18 protein-coding genes are annotated in these 20,336 nt (G+C 59.0%); 16 read left to right on the top strand and 2 right to left on the bottom strand.

Features of this window, described 5'->3' with window-relative positions:
- Nucleotides 1-70 precede the first annotated feature (70 nt).
- The 16 genes from tsf to accA all read left to right on the top strand — a co-directional run bounded on the left by tsf (nucleotide 71) and on the right by accA (nucleotide 18,472).
- Nucleotides 71-952 (top strand): translation elongation factor Ts, encoded by an 882-nt coding sequence (gene tsf / locus ACB028_RS05345; protein WP_026457973.1) that lies wholly within the window; start codon nucleotides 71-73, stop codon nucleotides 950-952.
- Nucleotides 953-1,023: 71 nt separating this feature from the next.
- Complete coding sequence (gene pyrH / locus ACB028_RS05340; RefSeq protein WP_026457972.1) at nucleotides 1,024-1,758, top strand: UMP kinase; 735 nt, start codon at nucleotides 1,024-1,026, stop codon at nucleotides 1,756-1,758.
- A 47-nt stretch (nucleotides 1,759-1,805) separates the two neighbouring features.
- The gene (frr, locus tag ACB028_RS05335; protein WP_042027958.1) at nucleotides 1,806-2,363 is read left to right on the top strand and encodes a ribosome recycling factor; all 558 of its coding nucleotides are present in this window, start codon (nucleotides 1,806-1,808) and stop codon (nucleotides 2,361-2,363) included.
- 72 nt (nucleotides 2,364-2,435) lie between these two features.
- Nucleotides 2,436-3,212 (top strand): polyprenyl diphosphate synthase, encoded by a 777-nt coding sequence (gene uppS / locus ACB028_RS05330; protein WP_371143694.1) that lies wholly within the window; start codon nucleotides 2,436-2,438, stop codon nucleotides 3,210-3,212.
- Nucleotides 3,213-3,239: 27 nt separating this feature from the next.
- Nucleotides 3,240-4,097: a phosphatidate cytidylyltransferase gene (locus ACB028_RS05325; protein WP_042027954.1), complete on the top strand. Its 858-nt coding sequence runs from the start codon at nucleotides 3,240-3,242 to the stop codon at nucleotides 4,095-4,097.
- Nucleotides 4,097-5,290: a 1-deoxy-D-xylulose-5-phosphate reductoisomerase gene (ispC, locus tag ACB028_RS05320; protein ID WP_371143693.1), complete on the top strand. Its 1,194-nt coding sequence runs from the start codon at nucleotides 4,097-4,099 to the stop codon at nucleotides 5,288-5,290. The genes ACB028_RS05325 and ispC overlap by 1 nt, the downstream gene beginning before the upstream one ends.
- On the top strand, nucleotides 5,290-6,642 hold the full coding sequence (gene rseP / locus ACB028_RS05315) for a sigma E protease regulator RseP (protein WP_061475945.1): 1,353 nt from the start codon (nucleotides 5,290-5,292) through the stop codon (nucleotides 6,640-6,642). Before ispC ends, rseP begins: the two co-directional genes overlap by 1 nt.
- 34 nt (nucleotides 6,643-6,676) lie before the next feature.
- On the top strand, nucleotides 6,677-9,193 hold the full coding sequence (gene bamA / locus ACB028_RS05310; RefSeq protein ID WP_042073162.1) for an outer membrane protein assembly factor BamA: 2,517 nt from the start codon (nucleotides 6,677-6,679) through the stop codon (nucleotides 9,191-9,193).
- 149 nt (nucleotides 9,194-9,342) lie between these two features.
- On the top strand, nucleotides 9,343-9,855 hold the full coding sequence (locus ACB028_RS05305) for an OmpH family outer membrane protein (RefSeq protein WP_026456029.1): 513 nt from the start codon (nucleotides 9,343-9,345) through the stop codon (nucleotides 9,853-9,855).
- A 3-nt stretch (nucleotides 9,856-9,858) separates the two neighbouring features.
- On the top strand, nucleotides 9,859-10,878 hold the full coding sequence (lpxD, locus tag ACB028_RS05300; protein WP_042027945.1) for a UDP-3-O-(3-hydroxymyristoyl)glucosamine N-acyltransferase: 1,020 nt from the start codon (nucleotides 9,859-9,861) through the stop codon (nucleotides 10,876-10,878).
- 24 nt (nucleotides 10,879-10,902) lie between these two features.
- Complete coding sequence (gene fabZ, locus ACB028_RS05295; RefSeq protein ID WP_026456027.1) at nucleotides 10,903-11,364, top strand: 3-hydroxyacyl-ACP dehydratase FabZ; 462 nt, start codon at nucleotides 10,903-10,905, stop codon at nucleotides 11,362-11,364.
- A 5-nt stretch (nucleotides 11,365-11,369) separates the two neighbouring features.
- Nucleotides 11,370-12,161 carry an acyl-ACP--UDP-N-acetylglucosamine O-acyltransferase gene (gene lpxA / locus ACB028_RS05290; RefSeq protein WP_026456026.1) on the top strand — a complete coding sequence of 264 codons (792 nt, stop codon included), beginning with the start codon at nucleotides 11,370-11,372 and terminating at the stop codon, nucleotides 12,159-12,161.
- A complete protein-coding gene (gene lpxB / locus ACB028_RS05285; protein ID WP_371143692.1) occupies nucleotides 12,154-13,305 on the top strand; it encodes a lipid-A-disaccharide synthase in 1,152 nt (383 codons plus the stop codon). Before lpxA ends, lpxB begins: the two co-directional genes overlap by 8 nt.
- Before the next feature lie 67 nt (nucleotides 13,306-13,372).
- On the top strand, nucleotides 13,373-13,963 hold the full coding sequence (gene rnhB, locus ACB028_RS05280) for a ribonuclease HII (protein ID WP_224210199.1): 591 nt from the start codon (nucleotides 13,373-13,375) through the stop codon (nucleotides 13,961-13,963).
- A gap of 62 nt (nucleotides 13,964-14,025) precedes the next feature.
- Nucleotides 14,026-17,505, top strand: coding sequence for a DNA polymerase III subunit alpha (dnaE, locus tag ACB028_RS05275; RefSeq protein WP_371143691.1), 3,480 nt, complete (start codon nucleotides 14,026-14,028; stop codon nucleotides 17,503-17,505).
- Nucleotides 17,506-17,521: 16 nt separating this feature from the next.
- Nucleotides 17,522-18,472: an acetyl-CoA carboxylase carboxyl transferase subunit alpha gene (accA, locus tag ACB028_RS05270; RefSeq protein WP_026456022.1), complete on the top strand. Its 951-nt coding sequence runs from the start codon at nucleotides 17,522-17,524 to the stop codon at nucleotides 18,470-18,472.
- A gap of 215 nt (nucleotides 18,473-18,687) precedes the next feature.
- On the opposite strand, the gene ACB028_RS05265 is transcribed toward accA, so the two are convergent.
- Together ACB028_RS05265 and tal are read right to left on the bottom strand one after the other, a co-directional pair.
- Nucleotides 18,688-18,870 (bottom strand): DUF3545 family protein, encoded by a 183-nt coding sequence (locus ACB028_RS05265; RefSeq protein ID WP_026456021.1) that lies wholly within the window; start codon nucleotides 18,868-18,870, stop codon nucleotides 18,688-18,690.
- A 159-nt stretch (nucleotides 18,871-19,029) separates the two neighbouring features.
- Complete coding sequence (gene tal / locus ACB028_RS05260) at nucleotides 19,030-19,980, bottom strand: transaldolase (RefSeq protein ID WP_042073158.1); 951 nt, start codon at nucleotides 19,978-19,980, stop codon at nucleotides 19,030-19,032.
- Nucleotides 19,981-20,336: the final 356 nt, after the last annotated feature.

The raw sequence follows: 20,336 nt of genomic DNA, 5'->3' as shown, positions 1-20,336 counted from the left end.
TGATGTAATTGGTTAGCAGGGGCCCTTGTGGCCCCTGTTTCTTGTCAATTCAAGACCGAGGATACTGGACATGGCAAACATTACTGCCGCCCTGGTAAAAGAACTGCGCGAGCGCACCGCCGCTGGCATGATGGATTGCAAAAAAGCGCTGGAAGAAGCCAACGGTGATATCGAGCTGGCTATCGAGAACATGCGTAAATCCGGTCAGGCCAAAGCAGCCAAGAAAGCTGGCCGTATCGCCGCTGAAGGCGTGATCTTCGCCCGTACCGAAGGCAACGTTGCCGTCATGATCGAGCTGAACTGCGAAACTGACTTCGTTTCCAAGGATGCCGGCTTCCTGGCCATGGGTCAGAAGATCGTCGAGATCGCCGCTACCCAGAAGATCGCTGACGTTGACGCGCTGAAAGCCGCTGACTTTGGCAACGGTGAGTCCGTAGAGCTGACCATCACCAACCTGATCGCCAAGATCGGTGAGAACATGAACCTGCGTCGCGTGATGCTGGTTGAAGGTGACAACCTGGGTACCTACGTTCACGGTTCCCGTATCGGTGTTATCACCAAGCTGGTCGGCGGTACCGACGAGCTGGCCAAAGATCTGGCCATGCACGTAGCTGCCAACAGCCCGCAATTCGTCAAGCCGGAAGATGTATCTGCCGACGTCGTTGCCAAAGAGCGCGAAATCCAGATCGACATCGCCGTCAACTCTGGCAAGCCGAAAGAGATCGCCGAGAAGATGGTTGAAGGCCGCATGAAGAAGTTCACCGGTGAGGTTTCCCTGACTGGTCAACCGTTCGTGAAAGATCCTTCCATGACCGTTGCCGAACTGCTGAAGAAAGAAGGTGCTGACGTTGTTTCCTTCACCCGTTTCGAAGTGGGCGAAGGCATCGAGAAGCAAGAGACCGATTTCGCTGCTGAAGTTGCAGCTCAAATCGCGGCCGCTCAAAAGGCCTAATCGAACCGGTTTTTCCGTTTCCCCAGACCGCGACTTATGTCGCGGTCTTTATATGACCAGGAATCAGTGACATGAGTACCAATCCCAAGCCTGCATACAGACGTGTTCTTCTGAAGTTGAGTGGTGAAGCCCTGCAAGGATCCGAGGGTTTTGGCATTGATCCGGCCGTGCTGGATCGGATGGCCCAAGAGATCAAAGAACTGGTTGAGCTGGGTGTTCAGGTCGGTCTGGTCATCGGTGGCGGCAACCTGTTCCGTGGCGCCGGTCTTGCCAAAGCTGGCATGAACCGTGTGGTGGGCGACCACATGGGTATGCTGGCGACCGTGATGAACGGTCTGGCCATGCGTGATGCCCTGCATCGTGCTTATGTGAATGCCCGTCTGATGTCTGCCATCTCCCTGCAAGGGATCTGTGACTCCTATGTCTGGGCAGAAGCCATCAGCCAGCTGCGCGCTGGCAAGGTGGTAATTTTCTCCGCCGGTACCGGCAACCCCTTCTTTACTACCGATTCTGCCGCCTGCCTGCGCGGGATCGAGATCGAAGCCGACGTGGTGCTGAAAGCCACCAAGGTCGATGGTGTCTTCAACGAGGATCCGGTTAAGAATCCGGATGCCGTGCTGTATCATGAACTGAGTTATGATGAAGTTCTTGAAAAAGAGCTCAAGGTGATGGATCTTGCTGCCTTTACTCTGGCCCGTGACCATGACCTGCCGATCCGCGTGTTCAACATGAACAAACCGGGTGCCCTGCGCCGGGTTATCATGGGTGAGCCGGAAGGCACCCTGATCCATCACGTCAGCAAATAAGATAGATACGAGCTGTAGACGGCTCGTTCGCCAAAAGGAAAACCACTGTGATCAACGAGATTAAAAACGACGCCAAGGACCGTATGGGCAAGAGCGTTGAGTCGCTCAAGACCCAGATGTCCAAGATCCGTACCGGCCGTGCTCATCCGAGCCTGCTCGACGGTATCCAGGTTGAGTACTACGGTGCTGCCACTCCGCTGAAACAGTTGGCCAACGTGGTGGCAGAAGATGCTCGTACCCTCTCCATCTCCATCTTCGATCGCTCCATGATCCAGGCCGTTGAAAAGGCGATCCTGACCTCCGATCTGGGCCTGAATCCGTCCAGTAACGGCCAGACCCTGCGTGTGCCGCTGCCGCCGCTGACCGAAGAGCGTCGTCGCGATCTGACCAAGGTGGTGCGTGCCGAAGCAGAAAACGCCCGTGTCGCCGTGCGTAACATCCGTCGCGATGCCAACGCCGACCTCAAGGCGCTGCTGAAAGAGAAAGAGATCTCCGAAGATGACGACCGTCGTGCCCAGGAAGAGATCCAGAAGCTGACCGACTCCTTCGTCAAGCTGGTCGATGAGGCCCTTGCCGCAAAGGAGAAGGAGCTAATGGAAATCTAAGGCTTCGAAAGGTATATTACGAGCGCCGTGTAGTGCCCCTGCACGGCGCTTTTGTCTTTGTGGGAGAAAAACATGTCGCTTTTGGCTGCGTTGGGTGATTGTGCCAACTCGTCTTTGCCACGTCACGTCGCCATCATCATGGATGGTAACGGTCGCTGGGCCCAGAACCGAGGCAAGATGCGGGTTTACGGGCACAAGGCAGGCGTCAAGTCGGTACGCGAGGCGGTCACCTTTGCGGCGCGGGCCAAGATGAAGGCATTGACTCTGTTTGCCTTCTCCAGCGAGAACTGGCGTCGCCCGGAAGGGGAGGTCAGTGCTCTTATGGAGCTGTTTGTCACCGTGCTGGGTCGCGAGGTGCAGAAACTGCACAGCAATGGGATCCGGCTCAAGGTGATCGGCGATACCTCTCGTTTCAGTGAACGATTGCAGGCAAAAATCGCCAAGGCGGAAGCGCTGACCGCCAACAACAAGGGACTGACGCTGAACATTGCGGCCAACTACGGGGGGCAGTGGGATATCGCCCAGGCTGCCCGCAAGCTGGCCAGGGCCGTGGCTGCCGGTGAAATGGCCGCCGATGACATTGATGAAACCATGCTGAGCAGTGCCGTCTGCATGGCCGATCTGCCCCCCGTGGATCTGTTGATCCGGACCGGTGGTGATCATCGCATCAGCAACTTTGTGTTATGGCAGCTCGCCTATGCCGAGCTCTATTTTACCCCGGTATTGTGGCCCGATTTCAACGAAGCCGAGTTCAGCGAGGCGGTCGCCTCTTTCGTGGCGCGCGAGCGCCGCTTCGGCTGTACGGGTGAACAGATCCGGGAATTGATCGCCGAGCAGCAGACCGGCTAAACCCCGCTCCCAAGAGAGAGGTTTCTTTTGCTAAAACAACGAATTATTACTGCTTTGATGTTGATCCCCCTGGTCCTGGGGGCGCTCTTCTTTTTGCCATTGAAGTTTTTTGCCCTGTTGGCATCGCTGGTATTTTTGCTGGCCAGTCGTGAATGGAGCACCTTCGTGTCGGCCAAGCCGCTGCAGTGGTTGCCCATCGTATTCTGTCTGTTGCTCGGCGCCAGCCTGTTCTGCTTGCCGGTGGAACAGCTCTGGGCCCCTGGCCTGCATCCTCTGGTGATGGGGGTGCTCTGGACCGCCGCCAGCTGGTGGTTGCTGGGGCTGATCCTGGTATTGCGCTACCCCCAAAGCGCCAAGTTGTGGCGTGAATCCGTCTGGCTCAAGTCCCTGTTTGGCCTGGTAACCCTGGTGCCCTTCTTCTGGTCCCTGGTGGCCATTCGCGGTTACAACTTCTACCACGACCCCATGATGGGGGCCTGGATATTGCTGTTCGTCATGGGACTGGTCTGGGCGGCAGATTCTGGCGCGTATTTTTTTGGCAAGGCGTTCGGCAAGCACAAGCTGGCGCCCGCCGTCAGCCCGGGTAAAACCATTGAAGGCATGTGTGGCGGCCTCTTTACCGCCAGTCTGCTGGCCATCGGTGTGACTTGGTGGATGGGCTTTGTGCCTGTCAAGATGGGCATAGTGCTGTTCTGCTCCCTCTTGGCGGTGCTGGCCTCCGTACTGGGTGATCTGACCGAGAGCATGTTCAAGCGCGAGGCGGGCATCAAGGATTCCGGTACCCTGCTGCCCGGTCACGGCGGCGTGCTCGACCGGATTGACAGCCTGACCGCCGCCCTGCCGGTCTTCTTGCTCAGCTATCTGTTGCTCAGTCAGGAGTTCTGATGCGTAACCTGGTGATTCTGGGAGCCTCCGGCTCCATCGGTCAGAGTACCCTGAAGGTGCTGCGCCATAACCCGGGCCGTTGGCAAGTGTTGGCGCTGACCGCCGCCCGCAGCGTGGATGCCATGCTGCAGGATTGTCTCGAATTTTCCCCGCGCTTTGCCGTCATGGTTGACGAGGAGGCTGCCCGCGAGCTGGCGAGCCGCCTCAAGACCCATGGCAGCCAGACCCGGGTGATGTCCGGCACCGCGGCCCTGTGCGAAGTTGCGGCGCATCCCGATGCTCACAGCGTGATGGCGGCCATCGTCGGTGCGGCAGGACTGGCACCCACCATGGCGGCGGTGCGTGCCGGCAAGCGCATTCTGCTGGCCAACAAGGAAGCGCTGGTAATGTCCGGCGCCTTCTTCATGGAGGCGGTGCGCGAACACGGCGCCGAGCTGTTGCCCATCGACAGCGAGCACAACGCCATCTTCCAGTGCCTGCCGACCGCCATCCAGCGTCAGCCTGGCTTCTGTGATCTGGCTGCGGCGGGGATCAGCAAGATCCTGCTGACCGGTTCAGGTGGTCCGTTCCGCTATACCGAGGTGTCAGAGCTGGCCAAGGTAACCCCGGCCCAGGCCATTGCCCATCCCAACTGGTCGATGGGGGCCAAGATTTCGGTGGATTCCGCCACCATGATCAACAAGGGGCTGGAATATATCGAGGCGCGCTGGCTGTTCAACGCCGCTCCCGAGCAGATCCAGGTGGTCATTCATCCGCAGTCCGTCATTCACTCCATGGTGCAGTACAAGGATGGCTCCGTGCTGGCCCAGCTCGGCAATCCGGACATGTGTACCCCCATCGCCCATGCGCTGGCTTATCCCAATCGCATCCCTTCCGGCGTGGAACCTTTGGATTTTTTCAGTGTCGGAGAGTTCAGCTTCATTCGACCCGATTACGATCGCTACCCCTGTCTGGCGCTGGCCATCAATGCCTGCCAGAAGGGACAGGCGGCCACCACGGCGCTCAATGCTGCCAACGAAGAGGCGGTCGCAGCCTTCCTGGCCGAGCGGATCGGTTTCATGGATATCGCCCGGATCAACGAGGCCGTGATGCTGGCGCTGGAGAACAGTGCCGTCAGTTCTCTCGATGATCTGTTTGCCCTGGATGGTGCGGCCCGTGCCCGTGCCCACCACCTGATTGAGGAGATTGGCTGATGGGCGGTGTATTGTGGAACATCGGCGCCTTTGTCGTTGCGCTGGGCCTGCTGGTTGCAGTGCATGAATTCGGCCACTTCTGGGTGGCCCGTCGCTGCGGTGTCAAGGTGGAGCGTTTCTCCATCGGTTTTGGCAAGGCGATCTGGCGCCGGATGGGTAAAGACGGTACCGAATATGTGCTGGCACTGATCCCGCTCGGGGGCTACGTCAAGATGCTGGATGGCCGGGTCGATGAACTCAAACCCGGTGAAGAGCAGCAAGCGTTCAATCACAAGAGCGTCTGGGCACGGATGGCCATCGTCGCGGCCGGTCCCATGGCCAACTTCGTGTTTGCCCTAGTCGCCCTGTGGCTGATGTTCATGATCGGGGTGCCGAGTGTCAAACCCGTGATTGGCGAGGTGCGTCCCGCCTCCATCGTGGCTCAGGCCGGTATCGAGCCTGGTGTCGAGATCGTCGGAGTAGGGGATGAGCAGACCGGTGACTGGGAGAGCGTAACCTATGCCCTCATCAGCCATCTGGGTGACAAGTCGGTCACCCTGAAGGTGCAGGCGCCGCAGACCAGCTACGCCACCGAGAAGACTCTGTCGCTGGAAGGCTGGCGCTTCGATCCTGACAAGGAGTCTCCCATCGGCAGCCTGGGCATAGTCCCCCTGGGTGGCAAGATGCTGCCTGTGGTGGCCTCGGTGGTGGCCAAGAGTGCCAGTGAAAAGGCAGGTCTGCAGGTTGGTGATCGCCTCAAACAGGTGGGCGATCAGGAGATAACCACCTGGCTCCAGTTTGTCGAACAGGTGCAACAGTCGCCGGGCGAGCCGCTACAGATAGTGGTGGAGCGCAACAACCAAGATCTCGGCTTGACCCTGACCCCGGATAGCAGGAAGGTACAGGGCAAGGTGGTCGGTTATGTCGGACTCGCTCCGCAACTGGTTCCATTACCGGATGAATATCGAATTCTGTTACAGTATGGGCCTTTACAGGCGCTGTGGCAGGGTGCTGACAAGACCTGGAGCCTGATCACGCTCACTTTCGACATGATTGGCAAGCTGATTGGCGGCATAGTGTCGCTGGACAACCTGAGCGGGCCCATCTCCATTGCCAAGGGAGCGGGTAGCAGTGCCGATTACGGTCTGGTCTATTTCTTGAGTTTTCTGGCACTGATCAGTGTCAACCTGGGGATCATCAACCTGTTTCCCCTGCCGGTGCTGGATGGTGGTCATCTTGTCTACTTCCTGATCGAAGCGATCACCGGCAAGCCGGTATCGGAAAAAGTACAGGAAGTGGGTTTCAGGATCGGCGCCGCCATTCTGATGTTATTGATGGGTATTGCGCTGTTTAACGATTTCGCTCGCCTCTGAGGCCAGAGCATCAACAAGGACACATAAGAACAAAATGGCTGTTAAAAAAGCATTGGTGTTGAGTTGCCTGCTGGGTGCCAGTTTCCTGGCCCAGGCGGCCCCTGCCTCTTTTGTGGTGCAAGATATCCAGGTCGAGGGCCTGCAACGGGTGACCCTGGGTGCCGCACTGTTGAACCTGCCGATCCGGGTTGGCGACAACGTCGACTCCGTGACCCTGGCGAATGCCATCAAGAAACTCTATGCCTCCGGCAACTTCGAGGATGTGAAGGTCTACCGCGATGGCCAGGTGCTGCAGGTGATGGTCAAGGAGCGTCCGACCATTTCCAGCATCGAGTTTTCCGGCAACAAGGACATCAAGGAAGAGCAGCTGACCCAGAGCCTGGAGTCCTCCGGCATCCGGGTCGGTGATCCCCTGGATCGCACCGTGCTCACCTCCCTCGAGAAGGGACTGGAAGATTTCTATTACGGTGTGGGCAAATACTCCGCCAGAGTAAAGGCCATCGTCACCCCGCTGCCACGCAACAGGGTCGACCTCAAGTTCACCTTCGTAGAAGGCCAGGCCGCCAAGATCCAGCAGATCAACATCGTCGGCAACAATGTCTTCCCGGAAGAGAAGCTCATCGCCCAGCTCTCCCTGCGCGATGAGGTGCCCTGGTGGAACTTCACTGCGGATCAGCGTTACCAGAAGCAGAAGCTGGCCGGTGACATCGAGACCCTGCGCTCCTACTACATGGACCGTGGCTATATCCGTTTCGCCCAGGAGTCCACCCAGGTCTCCATGACTCCGGACAAGAAAGGCGTCTACGTCACCCTGAACATCAAGGAAGGGGATCAATACAAGGTCTCCGGTATCCAGCTCAAGGGCAACCTCATCGATCGTGCCGGCGAGATGAAGGGGCTCATTCCCATCGAGGCTGGCAGCGTCTACTCGGCGAGCCAGGTGACCCACACCGAAGAGGTACTCTCCAAGTTCCTCGGTCGCTACGGCTACGCCTATCCCAAGGTGGTCACCTTCCCGCAGGTCAATGACGAGACCAAGGAAGTGGAGCTTATCGTCAACGTCGAGCCGGGTCCCCGCGTCTATGTACGCAACATCAACTTCAACGGCAACGTGACCACCGAAGATCAGGTACTGCGCCGCGAGATGCGCCAGATGGAAGGCACCTGGCTCTCCTCCGACAATATCGAACAGTCCAAGACCCGTCTCAACCGCCTCGGTTATTTCGAGAGCGTCGAAGTGGATACCAAGCGGGTGCCGGGCAACGATGATCTGGTCGATCTCGACTTCAAGGTCAAGGAGCAGCCGGCCGGTTCCATCAACGCGGGCGTCGGTTATGGTACCGAGTCTGGCCTCAGCCTGCAGGCGGGGATCTCCCAGGACAACTTCATGGGGACCGGCAAGCGGGTCTCCATCAACGCCAGTACCAACGACTACTCCAAGAACGTCGATCTGAGCTACAACGATCCCTACTTCACCGTGGATGGTGTCAGCCTGGGTGGCCGTGTCTACTACAACCAGTTCCGTGCCGATGATGCGGATATTGTGGATTACGAGAACGAGACCATAGGCTTCCGTCTCTCCAGCGGTTTCCCGGTCAACGAGCACAACCGTCTGGACTTCAGTACCGGTATCGAAAGCTCCAAGCTGAGCCGTCCTACCTTCAATGAGTCCAAGTTCAACGAGTGTATCGCCGACAACAAGCCGTCAGCAGACAACACCTACTGCTACGACCTGTGGAACGACAACCGTCAATCGGTACAGATGGACCAGTTCTGGGATCTCTATGCCAAGGGGGAGGACAGCGTCGACTTCGTCACCGTTGACCTGACTGCAGGCTGGACTCGTTCCACTCTCAACAAGGGGATGTTCCCGACCGCAGGTGATCGTCAGCGGGTCAACGCCAAGGTCACCATTCCTGGCATGGATCTGCAGTACTACAAACTCTCGGCCGAAGATGCCCACTACTTCCCGCTGGACGCGGATCACAGCTGGGTCATGATCGGCAAAGGCCGGGTCTCCTACGGTAACGGCTATGGTGACAGCACCATGCTGCCTTTCTTCGAAAACTACTATGCCGGTGGTTTCGATACGGTGCGCGGCTTCAAGAGCAACACCATAGGTCCCAAGGCGATCTACCGGCAGTACACGAACAACGGTACCGGGGCTCCGACGGCGACGGGTTATTACGAAGGTTCCGACACCTCGGTCGGCGGTAATGCCCTGGCGGTGGCCTCGTTCGAATTGGTCTTCCCGACTCCCTTCGTCTCCGAGACCTATCGTCCGCAGATCCGCAGCACCGTCTTCGTCGATGCGGGCTCCGTATGGAGTACCGATTTTGCCAACGGCGCCTACCCCTGTGCTCCTGGCGCAGACTGCAACTACCAGAGCCAGGACTACTCGGATCCGGCCAACATCCGGGTCTCCGCCGGTGTCTCACTGCAGTGGCTCTCGCCCATGGGGCCGCTGGTGTTCGCTCTGGCCAAGCCAATCAAGAAATATGAAGGGGATCGTACCGAAGTCTTCTCCTTCAACATCGGTCGTACCTTCTAAACGACATCACGCCCCCACCCGCAAGGTGGGGGTATTCAATGATGGGATGCGCAGTTTGCGTGCCTCACCAGGTAACAAGACGGTAGTCATGCCGCTTGCATAATCGGGTAAATCAGGTAGCCCTCACCATGAGGGAACAAGGAGTAAGTGTGAATAAAGCGTTGAAAGTAGCTGGTTTGAGTTTTGCACTGATGGCTGCCGGCATGAGCTCAGCCTTCGCTGACACCAAGATCGCCGTGGTCGACATGGGCGAGGTGTTCCAGAAGCTGCCCCAGCGTGAAGCCGTGGCCAAGAAGCTCAAGGGCGAATTCGAGCCGCGCATGCGCGAGCTGCAGAAGCTGGAAGCCGACGGCCAGAAACTGGTCGAGAAGTTCCGCAAGGACGAGGCCTTCATGAGCGCCGAGCAGAAGAAGCAGAACCAGGAGAAGCTGGCCAAGCTGCAGATGGAGTTCAACAAGAAGCGTCAGGCATTTGAGCAGGACAACGGCCGCCGTCAGTCCGAAGAGCGCAACAAGATCCTGACCAAGGTGCAGGCTGCCATCGATTCCATCGCCAAGAGCAATGGTTACGATCTGGTGCTGGAGCGCAATGCCGCCCCCTATGCCGCCAGCAAGCTGGACATCTCTGCCCAGGTTATTTCTCAGGTAAGCAAGAGCAACTAATTGATGTCATTCACTCTCGCACAGCTGGCCCAGCAACTGGGGGCCCAGGTTCATGGCGACGGAACCCTGGAAATCCGCAAGGTAGCGACACTGGAAAAGGCCGGGGAGGGGGATATCACCTTCCTGTCCAACAAAAAGTACCGGCATTATCTGGAGCAGAGCAAGGCCACGGCCGTGCTCATCACAGAAGCGGATCTGCCGTTTTGTCCCACCAACGCCCTGGTGCTCAAAGACCCCTATGTGGGCTTTGCCCGGGTGGCCCAACTGCTGGATACCACCCCGCAGCCGGCGATGGATATCCATCCGAGCGCCGTTATCGCGGCGGACGTGCAACTGGGCGAGAGAGTGGCCATCGGTGCCAATGCGGTGATCGAATCCGGCGTCGTGCTGGGTGACGATGTGCGCATTGGCCCGGGCTGTTTCGTTGGCAAAAATACCCGGCTGGGCGCCCGTTCCCGCCTGTGGGCCAACGTCACCCTGTATCACAATGTCACCATGGGCACCGACTGTCTGGTTCAATCCGGTACAGTGATCGGGGCCGATGGTTTCGGCTACGCCAACGAGCGTGGCGAATGGATCAAGATTCCCCAGCTTGGCGGCGTGACCATCGGCAACCGGGTCGAGATCGGCGCCTGCACCACCATTGACCGTGGCGCGCTGGAAGATACCCGCATCGCTGACAACGTCATCATCGACAACCAGTGCCAGATTGCCCACAACGTCGAGATAGGCTACGGCACTGCCGTGGCGGGCTCCACCGTGATGGCGGGTAGTCTCAAGGTCGGCAAATACTGTATCATTGGCGGCGCCTCCGTCTTTAACGGGCATATGGAGATCTGCGATCAGGCCACCGTTACCGGTATGGCCATGGTGATGCGACCCATTACCGAGCCCGGTGTCTACTCTTCCGGCATCCCCCTGCAGACTAATAAAGAGTGGCGCAAGACCGCCGCCCGGGTGATGCGTATCGAAGAGATGCACAAGCGGTTGAGCAAGCTTGAGAAGAAGCTGGATCAAGAATAATCACGATTGGTATAGGGTACTGTTTTGACTACTGAAAAGAAGAGCCTGGATATCCAGGAAATCATGAACCTGCTGCCCCACCGTTATCCGTTCCTGATGGTGGACCGGGTGGACGACTACGAGATCAGCGATGAGCGCAAAACCCTGCGCGCCATCAAGAACATCTCGTTCAACGAGCCTATCTTCCAGGGCCACTTCCCGGCCAAGCCGGTGTTTCCCGGTGTGCTGATCCTGGAAGCCATGGCGCAGGCGACCGGTATCCTGGCGTTTACCATGGTGGGCAAGCCGTCCCCCAATGAACTCTATTATTTTGCCTCAATCGACAACGCTCGCTTCAAGCGCCCGGTCGGCCCCGGCGATCAGCTGGTGCTGGACGTGGAGTTTCTGAAAGAGCGCCGCGGTATTGCCAAGTTCACCGGTGTCGCTACCGTCGACGGTGAAGTGGTTTGTACCGCCGAGCTGATGTGCGCCAAACGCGAGGTTTAACACACGTGATCGACCAGACTGCCATCATTCACGATACTGCCATCGTCCATGAGTCTGCTGTGATCGGTAAAGGGGTTGAAATCGGCCCCTTTTCTGTCATCGGCGCCGAAGTAACGATCGGTGACGACACCTGGGTGGGTTCCCATGTGGTGATCAAGGGCCCGACCAAGATCGGTCGTGGCAACAAGATCTTCCAGCACACCTCCATCGGTGAGGATTGCCAGGACAAGAAGTACGCCGGCGAGCGCACCTTCCTCGAGATTGGCGACAATAACGTCATTCGCGAAAACTGCACCTTCCACCGCGGTACCGTGCAGGATCAGAGCCTGACCAAGGTGGGCAGCGGCAACCTGTTCATGGTCAACGTGCACGTCGCCCATGACTGCATCATCGGTGACAACTGCATCTTCGCCAACAACGCGACCCTGGCGGGCCACGTGGTGATCGGCGATTTCGTGATCTTTGGCGGTCTCTCCGCGATCCACCAGTTCGGCCGCGTCGGCTCCCACGCCTTCGTCGGTGGCTGCGCCGCCCTCAACAAGGACGTGCCGCCCTACGTGATGGCCGCCGGTAACTACGCCAAACCGTTCGGGGTCAACTCCGAAGGCTTGCGTCGTCGCGGTTACACGCCTGAGGCCATCTCCGCCGTCAAGCGCGCCTACAAAGAGATCTTCCGCTCCGGCAAGACCATCGAAGAGGTGCTGCCGGTGCTGACCGAAATGGCCGCAGCCGAACCTGCGGTGCAGCTCTATGTCGACTTCCTCAAAGACAATGAGCGCGGGATCATCCGTGCCTGATCCTGTCGACAACAAGATCCGCATCGGCATCGTCGCCGGAGAAGTTTCCGGCGATATTCTGGCTGCGGGTCTGGTGCGCGAGCTGCAAGCCCGCTATCCGGACGCGCAGTTCGAAGGGATCGCCGGGCCGCGCATGCAGGCCCTGGGCGTAAAAGCCCTGTTCGAGATGGAAGAGCTGGCGGTGATGGGCATCAGCGAGGTGCTGGGCCGTCTGCCCCGTATTCTCAAGGTGCGCCGTGAACTGCTGCGCCATTTCATCGCCAATCCGCCCGATATCTTCATCGGGGTGGATGCACCGGATTTCAATATCGGGGTGGAGCTGAAGCTGCGCCGCGCCGGTATCAAGACGGTTCACTATGTCAGCCCCTCCGTCTGGGCCTGGCGCCAGAACCGCATTCACAAGATCAAGGCCGCTACCGACATGGTGCTCGCCTTCCTGCCGTTCGAGAAGGCCTTCTACGACAGATTCGAGGCTCCCTGCCGCTTCGTCGGCCACACCATGGCGGATGACATTCCGCTGGTGCCGGATCAGGCTGCGGTGCGCAGAACCCTCGGTATCGACGCCAACCGCCGCTGGCTGGCGGTGCTGCCGGGTAGCCGGACCGCAGAAGTGGGCTTTATGTCCCCCCTGTTTCTCGAGGCGTGCAAGCACCTGACGGTGCGCTACCCGGATCTCGGCTTCATTGTGCCCCTGGTCAACGAGAAGCGGCGCGAACAGTTCATGGCCATCAAGGCTGAAGTGGCGCCGGATCTCGACATGGTGCTGCTGGAAGGGCAGGGACGCGAGGCGATGATCGCCGCCGATGTGGTGATGCTCGCCTCCGGTACCGCGTCGCTCGAGGCCATGCTGGTGAAAAAACCCATGGTGGTGGGTTACAAGCTCAAACCCTTCAGTTACTGGCTGGCCCAGCGCCTGGTGAAGACCGAGTTCGTCTCCCTGCCAAACCTGCTGGCGGGTCGCATGCTGGTGCCCGAACTCATCCAGCACGAGTGTACTCCGGAAAACCTGGTGGTCGAGGTCAGCAAATACTTCGAGCATGACAACAGTGAGCTGGTGAACACCTTCACCGAATTGCACCAGCTCATCCGCTGCAATGCGGATCACCAGGCCGCCGAGGCGGTGGCCGAGTTGCTCGGCAGATAAGGCTGCGGCCGGCTGTGCCCATGTTATGTCAGGCCCTGCGGGGCCTGTTTTGATTCAAGGCGACAAGATGATGATCGATATTCCTGACGACAAGCTGGTTGCCGGTGTGGACGAGGTGGGGCGTGGTCCCCTGGTGGGGGACGTGGTGACCGCCGCCGTCATCCTCGACCCGGCCAATCCCATCGCCGGCCTTGCCGACTCCAAGAAGCTCTCCGAGAAGAAGCGCCTGGCCCTGTTTGACGAGATCAGGGAGAAGGCGCTGGCCTTCGCCATCGGCCGCGCCAGCCCGGCGGAAATCGACGAGCTCAATATACTGCACGCCACCATGCTGGCGATGCAGCGTGCCGTGGCGGGGCTCAAGGTCACGCCGGAACTGGTCTTTATCGACGGTAACCGCTGCCCGGCCCTGCCGATGGAAGCCCGCGCCGTGGTCAAGGGGGACAGCCTGGTGGCCGCCATCAGCGCCGCATCGATCCTGGCCAAGGTGACCCGGGATGCGGAGATGACCGAACTGGACAGCCGCCATCCCGAATACGGCTTTGCCCGTCACAAGGGCTACCCGACTGCGGAGCATCTTGCCATTCTGGCGGAACGCGGGCCCCTGCCCGAATATCGCAAAAGCTTCAAACCGGTGCGCCGCGCACTGGGGATCGAATAACCCATGCCACGCTGTCTGCATGACGACATTCACGCCAGCTGGCGCCACGAGAGGGGATAACCATGGCTGACCCCCGTTTTATCCATCTGCGCGTTCACACCGACTTCTCCATGGTGGACGGTCTGCAGAAGATCAACCCCATCGTCGGGGCGGCAGCGACCGATGGCATGCCGGCCCTGGCCCTGACCGACCAGATGAACATGTGCGGCCTGGTACGCTTCTATGGCGCCGCCCACGGCAAGGGGATCAAGCCCATCGTCGGGGCCGACTTCTGGGTACAGAGCAATGAGCTCGGCGACGAGCAGTTCCGCCTCACCCTGCTCGCCATGGACAACGACGGCTACCAGAACATCACCCTGCTCATCTCCCGCGGCTACCAGCGCGGCCATGTGCAGGGGCGCCCGGTCATCGACAAGGAGTGGCTGGCCGAGCACGCCAAAGGGGTGATCGTCCTCTCCGGTGGCCGTGAGGGGGATGTGGGCAAGTTCCTGCTCAAGGGCAACCGCCAGATGACGGAGCAGTGTCTCACTTTTTATCAGGAGCACTTCCCCGACGCCTACTATCTCGAGCTGTTGCGCACCGGTCGGCCGGATGAAGAGGCCTACCTGCACATGGCGGTCGCCCTGGCCACCGAATTCGAGCTGCCGGTGGTGGCGACCAACGAGGTGGTGTTCCTGAGTGCTGATGATTTCGACGCTCACGAGATCCGGGTCGCCATCCACGATGGCTATACCCTGATGGATAAGCGCCGTCCACGCCGCTACAGCCCCCAGCAGTACCTGCGCAGCCAGGAAGAGATGTGCGAGCTCTTCGCCGACATCCCGGAGGCGCTCGAGAACACGGTGGAGATCGCCAAGCGCTGCAACGTGACGGTGCGCCTCGGCGAATACTTCCTGCCGAACTTCCCCACCGGTGACATGACCACCGAAGACTTCCTGGTGATGAAATCGAAAGAGGGCCTCGAGGAGCGCCTCGAGTTCCTGTTCCCGGATCCGGCGGTGCGCGCCGAGCGGCGTCCGGAGTATGACGAGCGTCTCGACGTCGAGCTGAAAGTGATCAACCAGATGGGCTTCCCGGGTTACTTCCTCATCGTGATGGAGTTTATCCAGTGGTCCAAGGACAACGGCATTCCCGTTGGCCCGGGTCGGGGTTCGGGGGCTGGTTCGCTCGTTGCCTACGCCCTCAAGATCACTGACTTGGATCCCCTCGAATTCGACCTGCTGTTCGAACGCTTCCTCAACCCGGAGCGGGTCTCCATGCCCGACTTCGACGTTGACTTCTGCATGGACAGACGCGATGAGGTGATCGAGCACGTCTCCGACATGTATGGCCGCGATGCGGTCTCCCAGATCATCACCTTCGGCAGCATGGCAGCTAAGGCGGTAGTGCGGGACGTGGGCCGTGTGCTGGGCCATGCCTATGGCTTTGTGGATCGCATCTCCAAGCTCATTCCACCGGATCCGGGTATGACCCTGGCCAAGGCGTTCGAGGCCGAACCCAAGCTGCCCGAGCTCTACGAGCAGGATGAAGAGGTCAAAGACCTTATCGACATGGCGCGCCGCCTCGAAGGGGTTGTGCGCAACGCCGGTAAACACGCCGGTGGCGTGGTGATCGCGCCCACCAAGATCACCGACTTTGCGCCGCTCTACTGCGATGACGAGGGGCATCACCCGGTCACTCAGTTCGACAAGAACGACGTGGAGTACGCGGGCCTGGTGAAGTTCGACTTCCTGGGGTTGCGAACGCTGACCATCATCGACTGGGCGCTCGGCATGATCAACCCGCGCCTTGCCAAAGAGGGCAAGCCGCCGGTCGATATCGCCGCCATCCCCATCGATGACAAGAAGTCGTTCGACTTGCTGCAGCGCTACGAGACCACTGCGGTATTCCAGCTCGAATCCCGCGGCATGAAGGATCTCATCAAACGGCTGCGCCCCGACTGCTTTGAAGACATGATCGCGCTGGTAGCCCTGTTCCGGCCGGGCCCGCTCCAGTCCGGCATGGTGGACAACTTCATCGACCGCAAACACGGCAATGAAGCCATCTCCTATCCGGATGAGAAGTGGCAGCACGAGAGCCTCAAACCCATACTCGAGCCCACCTACGGCATCATCCTCTACCAGGAGCAGGTGATGCAGATCGCCCAGACCCTGGCGGGTTATACCCTGGGTGGCGCAGATATGCTGCGCCGGGCCATGGGTAAGAAAAAACCCGAGGAGATGGCCAAGCAGCGGGCCGGTTTTGAAGAGGGCGCCATCAAGAACGGGGTCGATGGCGAGCTGGCTATGAAGATCTTCGACCTGGTGGAGAAGTTCGCGGGCTACGGCTTCAACAAGTCGCACTCCGCCGCCTATGCGCTGGTCTCCTACCAGACCCTCTGGCTCAAGACCCACTTCCCGGCCGAGTTTATGGCGGCGGTGATGACTGCCGATATGGACAACACCGACAAGATAGTGACCCTGGTGGACGAGTGCCAGCGCATGGGGCTCACCGTGATACCACCGGACGTGAACACCGGCCGCTACCGCTTCACCGTCAACGACGATGGCCACATCGTCTATGGCATCGGTGCGGTGAAGGGGGTGGGGGAAGGGCCTATCGAAGCCATTCTCTCGGCGCGAGATCAGGACGGCCCCTTCCGCGATCTGTTTGACTTCTGCAACCGGGTCGACATCAAGAAGCTCAACAAGCGGGTGATGGAAAAACTCATCCTCTCCGGCGCCATGGACCGGCTCGGTCCTCACCGCGCCGCCCTGATGGCGACCCTGGAAGAGGCGATGCGCGCCGCCGAGCAGCACGCCAAGGCGCAGGCTGTGGGCCAGGTCGACATGTTCGGTGTGCTCACCGAAGAGATCGACGACGTCAAGAAGGCATTTGCCAACGTGCCCCACTGGCCTGACAAGGTGTGGCTGGAGGGGGAGCGCGAGACCCTCGGACTGTACCTGACTGGTCACCCCATCAATCAATACAGCAGCGAGCTGCGTCGCTATACCTCGGGCCGCCTGTGCGATCTGCATCCCACCTCCCGGGATACGGTGACCACGGCGGCGGGTCTGGTGATCGCGGCACGCAGCATGGTGACCAAGCGTGGCAACAAGATGGGGATCTTCACCCTGGACGACCGTTCCGGTCGCCTGGATGTGACCCTGTTCAGTGAAGCGCTGGAAAAATATGAAGAGTTGATGCAAAAAGACCGCATTTTGGTGGTTTCTGGACAGGTCAGCTTTGATGACTTCTCCGGTGGCCTTAAAATGTCGGCCCGGGAATTACTGGATATCAACGATGCGAGGGAGCGTTTTGCCAGGGCAATTCGCATCTCCCTTGATGAGACGCGGATCGATGATCGCTTTTTTCCGCGTTTGTGCGAGATTTTGGAGCCCGCCCGTGCCGGAGTCTGTCCGGTTCAGGTAAACTATCGTCGCCCCGGCTCCCGGGTGCGATTGACACTTGGTACCGAGTGGCGGGTGACACCCACCGATCAACTGATAGATGACTTGCGAGTCCTGCTTGGACGAGAGCGGGTTGAATTGGTTTTTGATTAGAGGATCTATAGTCCCTATGAGTCTTTTTCTGGATTTTGAACAGCCGATCGCCGAATTGCAGGCGCAGATTGATGAACTCCGTCATGTGAGTGAAGGCAATCACGCCGTGGATCTCAAAGAAGAGATCCGCCGGCTGGAGAAGAAAAACGAAGAGCTGACCAAGAAGATCTTCGGCGATCTGGGTGCCTGGCAGGTGTCACAGATGGCGCGTCATCCCCAGCGCCCTTATACCCTCGATTACATCGAGCACATCTTCACCGACTTCGACGAGCTGGCCGGCGATCGCGCCTATGCCGATGACAAGGCCATCGTCGGCGGCATCGCCCGTCTCGACGGCGAGCCCGTGATGATCATCGGTCACCAGAAGGGTCGCGAGACCAAGGAGAAGATCAAGCGCAACTTCGGCATGCCGCGTCCGGAAGGGTATCGCAAGGCCCTGCGCCTGATGGAGATGGCCGAGCGCTTCAAGATGCCGATCATCACCTTCATCGATACCCCGGGCGCCTATCCGGGCGTGGGTGCCGAAGAGCGTGGCCAATCCGAAGCCATCGCCCGCAACCTGAAAGTCATGGCCGGTCTGACCGTGCCGGTAGTCTGCACCGTGATTGGTGAGGGTGGCTCGGGTGGTGCACTGGCCATCGGCGTGGGCGATCGCGTCAACATGCTGCAGTACTCCACCTACTCCGTCATCTCGCCGGAAGGGTGTGCCTCCATCCTGTGGAAGAGTGCCGACAAGGCCTCCGTGGCGGCCGATGCCATGGGCATCACGGCCCAGCGCCTGAAGGAGCTCAAGCTCGTCGATTCCATCGTCGAGGAGCCGCTTGGCGGCGCTCACCGCGACGTGGAGAAGATGGCCAAGCACCTGAAAGACCGGATCCTGCAGGATCTGAATGCCCTGCGTCCGCTCGATACCGAACAGCTGCTGGAGCAGCGCTATCAGCGTCTGCTGGGCTACGGTTACTGCTAAACCCGGCTCGGCACCTGCATCATGAAGCCCCCGTCCTGCACGGGGGCTTTTTTATGTCTGCTTCTGGTCAGAGGTTCAGAGACTCAGAAGGGTTGGGGAGTAAAGCAGGATTGGCTTGGGGGCGTGCCCGCCGCAATTAGCCTGTCGGGGGCAGGATGGCCGGGTAAAATAAAACGCCCCGCAGGGGCGGGGCGCTGGTATCTCATGTGTCGGTGTTACAATTCAATCTCGTCACACATTCCTTCGTAGGCGATATCGATGGATTGCAGCTCCTTCTGCAGGCGATGCTTGTCTTTCAACGCCTCAATCTCACGCCACTTGCGTTTTTTTCCCGTTGTCCCGCGGCTACGCGAACCGAGTTCAACCACCTCTTCATACTCGAAGTTGAACATGTCCATGGCTCCCTCCTTGGTTGTTATCGTTTTCACCATCCGTATAACATAACGACATTGAAAGTAAAACGTTTTTATTGCGACTCCATGACAGCGCTAAAAAAAGCCCATAAAAAAACCGGGAGCCCAACATGGCTCCCGGTTTTTTTCAGCAAAAAGAGTCGATTACAGGTGGCTTGCCAGCATGGTTTCCAGCTTGCCCTGGTCGATGGCAAACAGGCGGATGCCTTCACCCAGCTTCTCGACAGCCATGGCGTCCTGGTTCAGCTCCCAGCGGAATTCGGCTTCAGTCATCGGGGTCGGCTTGGGCATACGCTCGCCGGTGTAGTCCAGCTTGCGAACCACGGCGCCTTCGGCCTTGCTCAGCTCTTCCAGCAGGGCCGGGCCAATGGTCAGACGGTCACAGCCAGCCAGTTCCAGGATCTCGCCGGTGTTGCGGAAGCTCGCGCCCATCACCACGGTCGGGTAGTCATGCTGCTTGTAGTAGTTGTAGATGGCGGTGACGGAGACCACGCCCGGATCTTCGCTCGCGGTGTAGTCGCGGTTGTGCTTGGCCTTGTACCAGTCGAGGATGCGGCCCACGAACGGGGAGATCAGGAAGGCGCCGGCTTCGGCACAGGCACGGGCCTGGGCGAAGGAGAACAGCAGGGTCAGGTTGCACTGGATACCCTCTTTTTCCAGTACTTCGGCGGCGCGGATCCCTTCCCAGGTGGAGGCCAGCTTGATCAGGATGCGATCGTTGCTGATGCCGGCGTCGTTGTAGAGACGGATCAGTTTGCGGGCCTTGGCGATGCTGGCCTCGGTGTCGAAGGAGAGACGGGCATCCACTTCGGTGGAGATGCGGCCCGGGACGATCTTCAGCACTTCCAGACCGATGTTGACCGCCAGCTTGTCGCCCGCGTCGATGATTTGCTGTGCCTTGTCCTGGCTCTGGGATTTTGCCCAGTTGATGGCGTCTTCGATCAGCGGAGCGTACTCGGGGATCTCGGAGGCCTTCAGAACCAGAGAAGGGTTGGTGGTGGCATCGATGGGCTGATAGCGTTTGATGGCTTCGATATCACCGGTATCGGCAACAACAGTGGTCAGGGCTTTCAGCTGGGTTAATTTATCGGCCATAGCGAATATCATCTCTTAATGCGGGAGTCATCCCGGGGTTGCGGGCGTGAGACGGCGATTCTGAAATAAAATTACAGGTTCCTGTTGCCTCATGCTCAGAAAAACGCGACGGGGCCAGCCCATCGTCATTGCCTGCCTAATTAATACTGATGTGGTGCATCCTGCAATAGGGAGGGTTGGCCGTTAATCATCCAGTGTTTGATGTCACCTCAAAAACCATGATAAAAGTATATGATTAGTAAGGTTTTTTACTTCCTGCAACAAGGTCGGCTCCGCTTGTCGTCGGGCCATCTTTTTTCACCAATATCCATATTTGTGTCCTCGATCACATAAATTATTACTTCAGGTACTTGAAA

Origin of the sequence: Aeromonas sp. S9(2024), from assembly GCF_041403185.1 — a bacterium.
GTDB classification, from domain to species: domain Bacteria; phylum Pseudomonadota; class Gammaproteobacteria; order Enterobacterales; family Aeromonadaceae; genus Aeromonas; species Aeromonas enteropelogenes.
Note: the sequence above shows the minus strand (reverse complement) of the source record. Positions and strands in the feature narration are given on the sequence as shown.

What these genes read in the sequence shown, in the direction of transcription:
- tsf (WP_026457973.1), top strand. Translation starts at nt 71, where the DNA reads ATGGCAAACATTACTGCCGCCCTGGTAAAAGAACTGCGCGAGCGCACC.
- pyrH (WP_026457972.1), top strand. Translation starts at nt 1,024, where the DNA reads ATGAGTACCAATCCCAAGCCTGCATACAGACGTGTTCTTCTGAAGTTG.
- uppS (WP_371143694.1), top strand. Translation starts at nt 2,436, where the DNA reads ATGTCGCTTTTGGCTGCGTTGGGTGATTGTGCCAACTCGTCTTTGCCA.
- ispC (WP_371143693.1), top strand. Translation starts at nt 4,097, where the DNA reads ATGCGTAACCTGGTGATTCTGGGAGCCTCCGGCTCCATCGGTCAGAGT.
- rseP (WP_061475945.1), top strand. Translation starts at nt 5,290, where the DNA reads ATGGGCGGTGTATTGTGGAACATCGGCGCCTTTGTCGTTGCGCTGGGC.
- bamA (WP_042073162.1), top strand. Translation starts at nt 6,677, where the DNA reads ATGGCTGTTAAAAAAGCATTGGTGTTGAGTTGCCTGCTGGGTGCCAGT.
- lpxD (WP_042027945.1), top strand. Translation starts at nt 9,859, where the DNA reads ATGTCATTCACTCTCGCACAGCTGGCCCAGCAACTGGGGGCCCAGGTT.
- rnhB (WP_224210199.1), top strand. Translation starts at nt 13,373, where the DNA reads ATGATGATCGATATTCCTGACGACAAGCTGGTTGCCGGTGTGGACGAG.
- dnaE (WP_371143691.1), top strand. Translation starts at nt 14,026, where the DNA reads ATGGCTGACCCCCGTTTTATCCATCTGCGCGTTCACACCGACTTCTCC.
- accA (WP_026456022.1), top strand. Translation starts at nt 17,522, where the DNA reads ATGAGTCTTTTTCTGGATTTTGAACAGCCGATCGCCGAATTGCAGGCG.
- ACB028_RS05265 (WP_026456021.1), bottom strand. Translation starts at nt 18,870, where the DNA reads ATGGACATGTTCAACTTCGAGTATGAAGAGGTGGTTGAACTCGGTTCG.
- tal (WP_042073158.1), bottom strand. Translation starts at nt 19,980, where the DNA reads ATGGCCGATAAATTAACCCAGCTGAAAGCCCTGACCACTGTTGTTGCC.